Origin of the sequence: Protofrankia sp. CiP1_Cm_nod1 (assembly GCF_920888515.1) — a bacterium.
Lineage (GTDB): Bacteria > Actinomycetota > Actinomycetes > Frankiales > Frankiaceae > Protofrankia.
Genome location: NZ_CAKKTM010000232.1, coordinates 1 through 8,848, shown reverse-complemented (window position 1 = coordinate 8,848; position 8,848 = coordinate 1). Strand labels below are relative to the sequence as shown.

Below are 8,848 nucleotides of genomic sequence, written 5' to 3'. Positions count from 1 at the left end.
CGCCCGGGCTCAACCCTACGGCCGGCCGGCCACCCGGCGGGCCGAGCGTAGCGGGGCAGCGCAACCCGCCGCAATGCGGCACCGCGGCATATCGCCCCGATATCCCCCGCGACGCCCGCATCCGGCGCATCCCCGCGCGGCGGCCCCAGCAGGTGAACGGGACCCTCGTCACCGGACGGCATCGCCCGCGGAGCGGGTCCCCTCGGCGATGGCGCTCCAGCGCTGGAGGAGCTGGTCGCCGTCGGTGGTGGCGCTTCCCTCGGCCCACAGGTGGGTGACGGCTTCGGCCGGGTCGGGCAGCACCAGCACCCAGGATCCGTCCGGGCATATCACCCGGACACCTTCGGTGGTGTCGATCGTGCATCCCCCGTCGGGGTCGACCGACTCCACGATCCGGCGCATCACCGTCCCCTTGGCCGCCCACGGCGTCGCCACGGAACGGCGCAGGACGCGGACCGGCGGAATACGCGCGTCGATGGCGCTGAGAGTCAGCCTGGTCCGGGCGACCAGGGCGGCCAGCCTGACGAACGCGGCCAGGCCGTCGATCGCGGAGGCGAACTCGGGGACGACGAAACCGCCGCGGCCGTCCGCGGCGAAGACGACGCCCGCCGCGCCCGCGGCCCGCGTCAGGTCGGCGGCGGACAGCGAGGTCCGGCGCACCGTCAGCCCGTGGAAGCGGGTCACCTGGTCGGCGACCCGGGTGGTCGTCACCGGCAGCACAACCTCGGCCCCCCGGTTCTCGGCGGCGACCAGGTCGAGGAAGACCAGCAGCGCGCGCTCGTCGTCGATCGGGTCCCCCCGCTCGTCCACGATCGTGATCCGTTCACCGATGTGGTCGAAGCGGACCCCGAACGCGGCCCGGGAGCTGGCCACCAGCTCCCCGAGCCGGTCCAGCGCGTGCCGGTGCCGGGTGCCGGGCTGATGGGCCTGGACGGTCTGGTCCAGCCGGCCGTTGACGGTGAGCACGTCCACCCCGAGATGTCCCAGCAGCGTCGGCAGGACCAGGGACGCCGTTCCCCCCGCCGCGTCGATCACGATCTTCAGGCCGGCCTCGGCCAGGCCGGCGGTGTCCACCCGGTCGAGCAGGTCCCGGGCGTAGCTGCTGGTCGTGCGGGCCGGGAAGCGCAGCTCCCCGATCTCGTCGGGGAACGCCCGCCGGAACTCCTGGCGGCTGACGACCCGGTCGAGCGTGCGCTGGACGGCAGGGGAAAGGTCGCTCCCCTCGGCGTCCAGGAAGATGATGTCGACGCGTTCGGCGTCCCCCGCGGCCGCGCGGATGACGACGCCGCCGGCCGCGTCGGAGGAACGGACGTCGAAACGGACCAGCGGCATCGGCGCGGCCTCCAGGTCCCGCACGTCGATCGCGCTGGCGGTCAGGGCGCTGGTCACCGCGCGTTTGAGCGCCCGGGCGGCCCGGGAGGTGTCCCGGGCGGTGGTCACCGTCGAGCCCTTGCGCAGGGTCGTGGCGTACGCGCTGCCGAGCCGGACCACCAGCTCCGGTGTGATCTCGACGTTGACCAGCCCCGACACCCCCCGGGGGCCGAACAGCGAGCGCCGCCCCCGGGACTCCCAGATGACACTGGTGTTGACGACCGCCCCGGCCTCGATCGTCTTGAACGGGTAGACCTTGACGTGGTGGGAGACGAACGCCTCCTCCTCGATCACGCACTCGTCACCGATGACCGCGCCCTCCTCGACCCGCGCGGCCCGCAGCACGTCGGTGCTCTTGCCGATCACGCAGCCACGCAGGCTTGTCTGCGGCCCGATCTGGGCGTTGTCCTGGACCACCGCCCGGTGCAGGAAGGCGCCGGACTTGACCACGACGTTACTGCCGATGACGGTGAACTCACGCAGCTCGGCGCCGGCCTCGACCTTGCTGTAGTCACCGACGAGCAGCGGGCCGGTGAGCACCGCTTCGGGGTGGACGTCCGCGTCCCGGCCGATCCACACCCCCGGCGAGACCTCGAAGCCGCCGATGTCCACGTCGACCTTGCCGTCGAGCACGTCGGCCTGGGCCCGCAGGAAGCTGTCGAGGGTGCCGACGTCCTCCCAGTAGCCGGCGACGACGTGGCCGAACAGCGGCGCCCCTGCGGCGACGAGCTTCGGGAACACCTCACCGGACCAGTCCACCCGCTCGCCGGCGGGAACATGGTCGAGGACCTCCGGTTCCATGACGTAGATGCCGGTGTTGACCGTGTCGGAGAACACCTGCCCCCAGGTCGGCTTCTCCAGGAAGCGGGCGATCCGGCCGTCGTCGGAGGTGATGACGATCCCGAACTCCAACGGGTTCGGGACGGACTTGAGCGCGACGGTGACCAGCGCCCCGCTCTTGCGGTGATGCGCCATCAGGGTGGTCAGGTCGATGTCGGTGAGCGCGTCCCCGCTGATCACCAGGAAGGGGTCGTGGCGCAGCGCGTCCTGCGCGTTCTTGACGCTGCCGGCGGTCCCCAGCGGGGTGGTCTCGGTCGCGTACGACAGGCGCATCCCCAGCTCGTCGCCGTCCCCGAAGTAGGCGCGGACGTGGGCGGCGAGGAACTGCAGGGTGACCACGGTCTCGTCGACACCGTGCCGCCGTAGCAGCCGCAGCACATGCTCCATGATCGGCCGGTTGACGACGGGGAGCAGCGGTTTGGGCTGGTTGGCCGTGATTGGGCGCAGCCGGGTCCCTTCCCCGCCCGCCATGACGACGGCTCTCACTGGCCGACCTCCGCGTCCAGCCGGCCGGCTTCCGCGTCCGCCCGCCCCTGGCCCTGCCCCTGACCGGGCCCGGGATCCTCGCGGGGGGGCAGCGGTGGCCGCGGGCCGCGGGCCGCCCGGACGAGCTGGCGCAGCTGCACGCCGTAGAGGATCCCCGACCACCAGTACAGGGCCGTGCCCCAGATGGCGAACGCCCAGCCGAACGGGCGGGAGACGGTGGCCAGCCAGCCGTCCCCGGCCGAGAGCAGCAGCAGCGGGAAGGCGTAGAGCAGGTTGAAGGTCGCGGCCTTGCCCAGGTAGTGCACGGGCAGCGCCGGGCCGTACCCCAGCCGCCGCAGCACCGGCGGTATGGTGGCCGCGATCAGGACGTCCCGGCCGACGAGCAGCGCCGCGAACCACCAGGGGACGATGTCCCGCAGCGTCAGCGCGATGATCGTCGCGAAGATGTAGAGGCGGTCGGCGAGCGGGTCGAGCAGGGTGCCCAGCCGGCTGGTCTGCCCGAGTGCCCGGGCGAGCTTGCCGTCGAGGTAGTCGCTGACGCCGGCGAAGGCGAGCACGCCGAGCGCCGCCCCGTCGGCGTGGGGTCCCAGCGCCAGCCACAGGAAGACGGGGACCCCGGCCAGCCGCAGGGCGGAGAGCAGGTTCGGGACCGTCAGCACCCGGTCGGAGGGAGCTGCCGCAGCGGCCACGCCCGGCACCTCCTCTCCCTCGGTACACCGAGGCGGCGACGCCGCCCACCGCACAGGGAGAAGGGTAGACGACGGGCGACGGCCAGCCGTGCTCTACAGGAAACGTCCCACCCAGTAGGTGCTGGTGTAGATGGGCTGGAGGTTGATCGTCCGTCCGGTCTGGGGAGCGGCCCACATGTAGCCGTTGCCCGCGTAGATGCCGATGTGCGTGATGTTGTCCGGCGAGCCGAAGAAGATCAGGTCACCGGGCTGCTTGGCTGCCTTGGGGATGTGGATGGAGGCGTCGTACTGCTGCTGCGCCGTGCGGGGGAGGTAGCGGCCGAGCTGTTTGAACACGTACTGGACGTACCCCGAGCAGTCGAAGGCGTTGGGGCCGGCCGCGCCGTAGACGTAGGGCTTGCCCTTCTGCAGCGAGGCGAGATAGACGATCTTCTGGCCGATGGAGCTGCCCGGGATGACCGTGGGGGCCGTCGCCGTCAGCCTGCTGGTGGTCGAGCCGGTGGCCGGGCCGGACGCCGTGGGGCTGCGCACCGTGACGGTGGTCGCGTTGGCCAGCGACGGGCGCAGGGCGTTGGTGCCGTCGAACACCGCGGTCAGCGTCGTGGTGGACAGCAGCCGTGTGGTGATCTTCGCGGTTCCGCTGGCGTCGGTCTGCAGCTGGGCGGTGGTGGTCCACTGCGGCCCGTTCGCCACCGCGATCCGGATCCGCTGGTTGGTGACGGGCTGGCCGCTGCCGAGCTGGGTGGCGCGGACGGTGAAGACGACGGGCGCGTCCGGTGCGATGGTCGCGCTGTCCGGGACGATCGACACCTCGGTCAGTCTCGGGTCCGGGACGCCGATCCGGCCGGCCAGCCCGACGGCGGACGCGGCCAGGGTGCCCGTGCGCGACCCGCCGCCGATCACCGAGGCGGCGGCGGTGTCGGTGGTGGCGGTGGGCTCCAACGAGGCGTTGCCACCCGGGCCCGGCATCGTCGCGGCGAAGCCCGCGGTCGAGGCGGCCAGGGTCCCGGTCGTGACCGCGGCGATGGTGGCGACCCGGCGGGACTGCGGGCTCAGCCAGATCCGGCGGTACAGGGATTCGCGATCGGCCTCACCCACCGGCGCCTGGTCGCGATGGCGACCGCGACCAGCGGGTTCCCCGCTCGGGGGGAAGCGGATCACGCCACGTGGGAGCAACACGTGTTCCTTCCCGTACGCCCGCAAGGCACCGCGGTCCCTGGCTTCCGAACCATGACGTGACCATGACATGGACGTGACCATGACATGAACGTGGCTCGGCGACGATTCGGGAGAAAACCGTCAGGACCTGGGGGGGCCTCGCTCCTACCTTGTAGTTACTCGGAGGGGGCGCCGGACCGGGGCAGGACTGGGCGTCTCGATCCGGCGCGTGTCTTCTGGAGGACAGAGACGCTGGTCTCTGGGGTGCGCTGGTGCTGTGTCAAACGATATCGGGTGTCACACATGGGGACGCAACACCCCCAAAGTAAACAGTTCGCACATTTTCCCATGGCCTGGCGTAGTTCTCGCATTGATGATCGGACGCGGGTGCGGCCGGGCGCACGGGCCGGGCGCACCCCCGCGAGGGGAGCGCGAGGGGAGAACGGCGCAAGGCCGCCGAGAGCCTCGTGCAAGCACTCTCGACGGCCTTGTCGCACCGGCCCCGGCGGGGCCCGCACCGCCGGTATCCGCGCGGCGCGCGGTGGCGGCCCCGGGCCCCGCCGCCCGGCCGCGTGCTACTGGGCCAGCAGCGAACGCAGGACGTAGGGCAGGATGCCGCCGTTGCGGTAGTACTCCGCCTCCCCCGGCGTGTCGATGCGCACGACCGCGTCGAAGCGCCTGTCGTCCGCCTGGACGGTGAGGGTGGCGGTCCGCTCGTCGACGTCCGCGAGCCCGACGATGGTGAACGTCTCCTCGCCGGTCAGGCCGAGCGAGGTGACCGACTCCCCGGGCGGGAACTGCAGCGGCAGGACGCCCATCCCGATCAGGTTGGAGCGGTGGATGCGCTCGTACGACTCGGCGATCACGGCGCGGACGCCGAGCAGCGCCGTGCCCTTGGCCGCCCAGTCACGCGACGAGCCCGAGCCGTACTCCTTGCCGGCGAGGATGACCAGCGGCACCCCGGCGGCGGCGTACTTCTGCGCCGCGTCGTAGATCGCCAGCTGCTCGCCGCCGGGCAGGTGGCGGGTGACCCCGCCCTCGACGCCGGGAACGAGCCGGTTGCGCAGCCGGATGTTGGCGAACGTCCCGCGGATCATCACCTCGTGGTTGCCCCGGCGGGAGCCGTAGGAGTTGAAGTCCTTCGGGTCGACGCCGTGCTCGACCAGGTAGCGGCCGGCCGGCGAGTCCCGCTTGATGGAACCGGCGGGCGAGATGTGGTCGGTGGTCACCGAGTCGCCCAGCAGCGCCAGCACCCGGGCGCCGACGATGTCCGGGCGCGGCGCCGGCGTCGCCGGCATCCCCTCGAAGTACGGGGGGTGGCGGACGTAGGTCGAGTCGGGGGCCCAGGCGAAGGTCTGGGAGACCTCGCCCCCGTCGCCGGTGGGCAGCGACTGCCACTGCTTGTCCCCGGTGAGGTCGCCGTAGTCCTCGGTGAACATCTCCGAGCGGATCGCGTCCCCGACGACCTCGGCGACCTCGGCCTCGCTCGGCCAGATGTCGCGCAGGTAGACCGGATTGCCGGCGGTGTCGGTGCCGAGCGGGTCGCTGGTCAGGTCGATGTCCATCGTGCCGGCCAGCGCGTAGGCGACGACCAGCGGCGGGGACGCCAGGTAGTTCATCTTGACGTCCGGGTTGATCCGGCCCTCGAAGTTGCGGTTGCCGGACAGGACGCTGACCACCGCCAGGTCACCGTCGTTCACACCCTGGCTGATCTCCTCCTGCAGCGGGCCGGAGTTGCCGATGCAGGTGGTGCACCCGTACCCGACCAGGTTGAAGCCGAGCTTGTCCAGGTACGGGGTGAGCCCGGCGCGCTCGTAGTAGTCCATGACGACCTTGGAGCCCGGGGCGAGGGTGGTCTTGACCCACGGCCGGCGGGTCAGGCCGCGCTCGACGGCGTTGCGGGCCAGGATCGCCGCACCGACCATGACCTGCGGGTTGGAGGTGTTCGTACACGAGGTGATCGCGGCGATCGCGACCGCGCCGTGGTCGATCTCGAAGCTGGTGCCGTCCGCGAGCGTCACCCGGGTCGGGCTGGACGGGCGGTCGGCGACGTCACCGGCGACACCGTTGGACGACACCGGCGCGTCGCCGGCCTTGTCCGCGAACGCGGCCGCGGGGTCGCTGGCGGGGAAGGACTCGGCGCTGGCCTCGTCCGCGCCGCCGTTGACCAGCGCGGCCGGGGCGGTCGCGGCGGAGCCGGCGTAGTCCGTGAGCGCCGTGCGGAAGGCGGTCTTGGCGGTGCGCAGGGGCACTCTGTCCTGCGGGCGGCGCGGCCCGGCCAGCGACGGCTCGATCGTGGACAGGTCGAGCTCCAGGGTGGTGGTGTACACCGGCTCGTGGCCGGGGTCGTGCCACAGCCCCTGCTCCTTGGTGTAGGCCTCGACCAGGTCGATCTGCTCCTGGGGACGGCCGGTCAGCCGCAGGTAGGCTAGCGTCTCCGCGTCCACCGGGAAGATCGCGCAGGTCGAGCCGTACTCGGGGCTCATGTTGCCGATGGTGGCCCGGTTCGCCAGCGGGACGTTGCCCACGCCCTCGCCGTAGAACTCGACGAAACGGCCGACCACACCGTGCTGGCGCAGCTTCTCGGTGATGGTCAGGACCAGGTCGGTGGCGGTGGTGCCGGGGGTGAGCTCGCCGGTGAGCTTGAAGCCGACCACGGTCGGGATGAGCATGCTGACCGGCTGGCCGAGCATGGCGGCCTCGGCCTCGATGCCGCCGACGCCCCAGCCGAGCACCCCGAGCCCGTTGATCATTGTGGTGTGGCTGTCGGTGCCGACCAGCGTGTCCGGGTAGGCCAGCCGGCCGTCGGGGGTGTCCCTGGTGAAGACCACCCGGGCGAGGTACTCCAGGTTGACCTGGTGGACGATCCCGGTGTTCGGCGGGACGACGGTGAAGTTGTCGAAGGCCGCCTGGCCCCACCGCAGGAACTGGTAGCGCTCGCGGTTGCGGCCGAACTCCAGCTCGGCGTTGCGGGCGAACGCGTCGGCGCGGCCGAAGACGTCCGCGATGATCGAGTGGTCGATCACCAGCTCGGCGGGCGCCAACGGGTTGATCTTCGCCGGGTCCCCGCCGAGCGCCGTCACGGCCTCGCGCATCGCGGCCAGGTCGACCACGCACGGCACGCCGGTGAAGTCCTGCATGATCACCCGAGCCGGCGTGAACTGGATCTCCTGGCTCGGCTCGGCGGCCGGGTCCCAGGCCGCGAGCGCGCGCACGTGGCCGGCCGTGATGTTGGCACCGTCCTCGGTGCGCAGCAGGTTCTCCAGCAGGACGCGCAGGCTGTAGGGCAGCCGGTCGGCTCCGGGCACCGCGTCCAGCCGGCGGATCGTATACGTGTGGTCACCGACTTTGAGATGACCTGTGCTGCCGAAGCTGTCCATATCTCCTCCTTGCCGCGTTCCCTCGCGGACCATCCTGGCGTGTGCCGGGCCTTGCGGGCCTGCGTCAGAGAGAAGAAGCATGCTCTCGCCGACGCGAGTCAGGGCCCGCGGGGCCGGTTGTCGCGCCGTCGTCCGGCCGTCCCATCCGACCATCTCGGCGGAGACGGTAATATCCCTTTTACTTAGTATTGCTAAGGATATACCAGCCGACACCGGTGAGGCGCCGAGCTGCGCACCCGTGGCAGCACGGAAAGAACATGATCGCGTAGTTGGCGGCCCGCTCGCTAGGCGTTCTCGAGAAGATCCGGAGAGACACTCGCCTCGGTGTTCGGCAGCCCGAGCGCGTGCGCCCGCTTGTCCGCCAGCGCGAGCAGCCGCCGGATACGGCCGGCCACCGCGTCCTTGGTCAACGGCGGGTCCGCGAGCGAGCCCAGCTCCTCCAGGGACGCCTGGGCGTGCTCCAGGCGCAGCTGGCCGGCCGCCAGCAGATGGCCGGGCGCGTCGTCCCCCAGGATCTTCAGCGCCGCCTGGACCCGGGCCCCGGCCGCCACCGCCGCCCGGGCGGAGCGCCGCAGGTTGGCGTCGTCGAAGTTCGCCAGCCGGTTCGCGGTCGCCCGTACCTCCCGGCGCATCCGGCGCTCCTCCCAGGCCAGCAGGCTGTCATGGGCGCCGATCTTCGTCAGCAGCGCGCTGATCGCGTCCCCGTCCCGGATCACCACCCGGTCCACCCCGCGCACGTCCCGGCTCTTGGCCGCCACCCCCAGCCGCCGGGCCGCGCCGACCAGCGCCAGCGCCGCCTCCGGCCCCGGCGAGGTGATCTCCAACGAGCACGACCGGCCCGGCTCGGTCAGCGAGCCGTGCGCCAGGAACGCCCCGCGCCACGCCGCCGCGGCGTCGCAGGCCGCGCCCGTGACGACCTGCGGC

The 8,848-nt window shown here is 72.0% G+C and carries 5 protein-coding genes; all 5 read right to left on the bottom strand.

What is annotated here, in order from left to right:
* Positions 1-168: 168 nt before the first annotated feature.
* Positions 169-2,682, bottom strand: a complete 2,514-nt coding sequence (locus tag NBX02_RS10715; protein WP_250285085.1) for a sugar phosphate nucleotidyltransferase — start codon at positions 2,680-2,682, stop codon at positions 169-171.
* 11 nt (positions 2,683-2,693) lie between these two features.
* A complete protein-coding gene (locus NBX02_RS10710; protein WP_250285074.1) occupies positions 2,694-3,386 on the bottom strand; it encodes a CDP-alcohol phosphatidyltransferase family protein in 693 nt (230 codons plus the stop codon).
* A 93-nt stretch (positions 3,387-3,479) separates the two neighbouring features.
* Entirely contained in the window at positions 3,480-4,484 is a 1,005-nt protein-coding gene (locus NBX02_RS10705; protein ID WP_250285072.1) for a C40 family peptidase, read from the bottom strand.
* 635 nt (positions 4,485-5,119) lie between these two features.
* Positions 5,120-7,924: an aconitate hydratase gene (locus NBX02_RS10700; protein WP_250285069.1), complete on the bottom strand. Its 2,805-nt coding sequence runs from the start codon at positions 7,922-7,924 to the stop codon at positions 5,120-5,122.
* 284 nt (positions 7,925-8,208) lie between these two features.
* A partial coding sequence (gene whiA / locus NBX02_RS10695; protein WP_250291178.1) for a DNA-binding protein WhiA occupies positions 8,209-8,848 on the bottom strand: 640 nt, incomplete at its 5' end.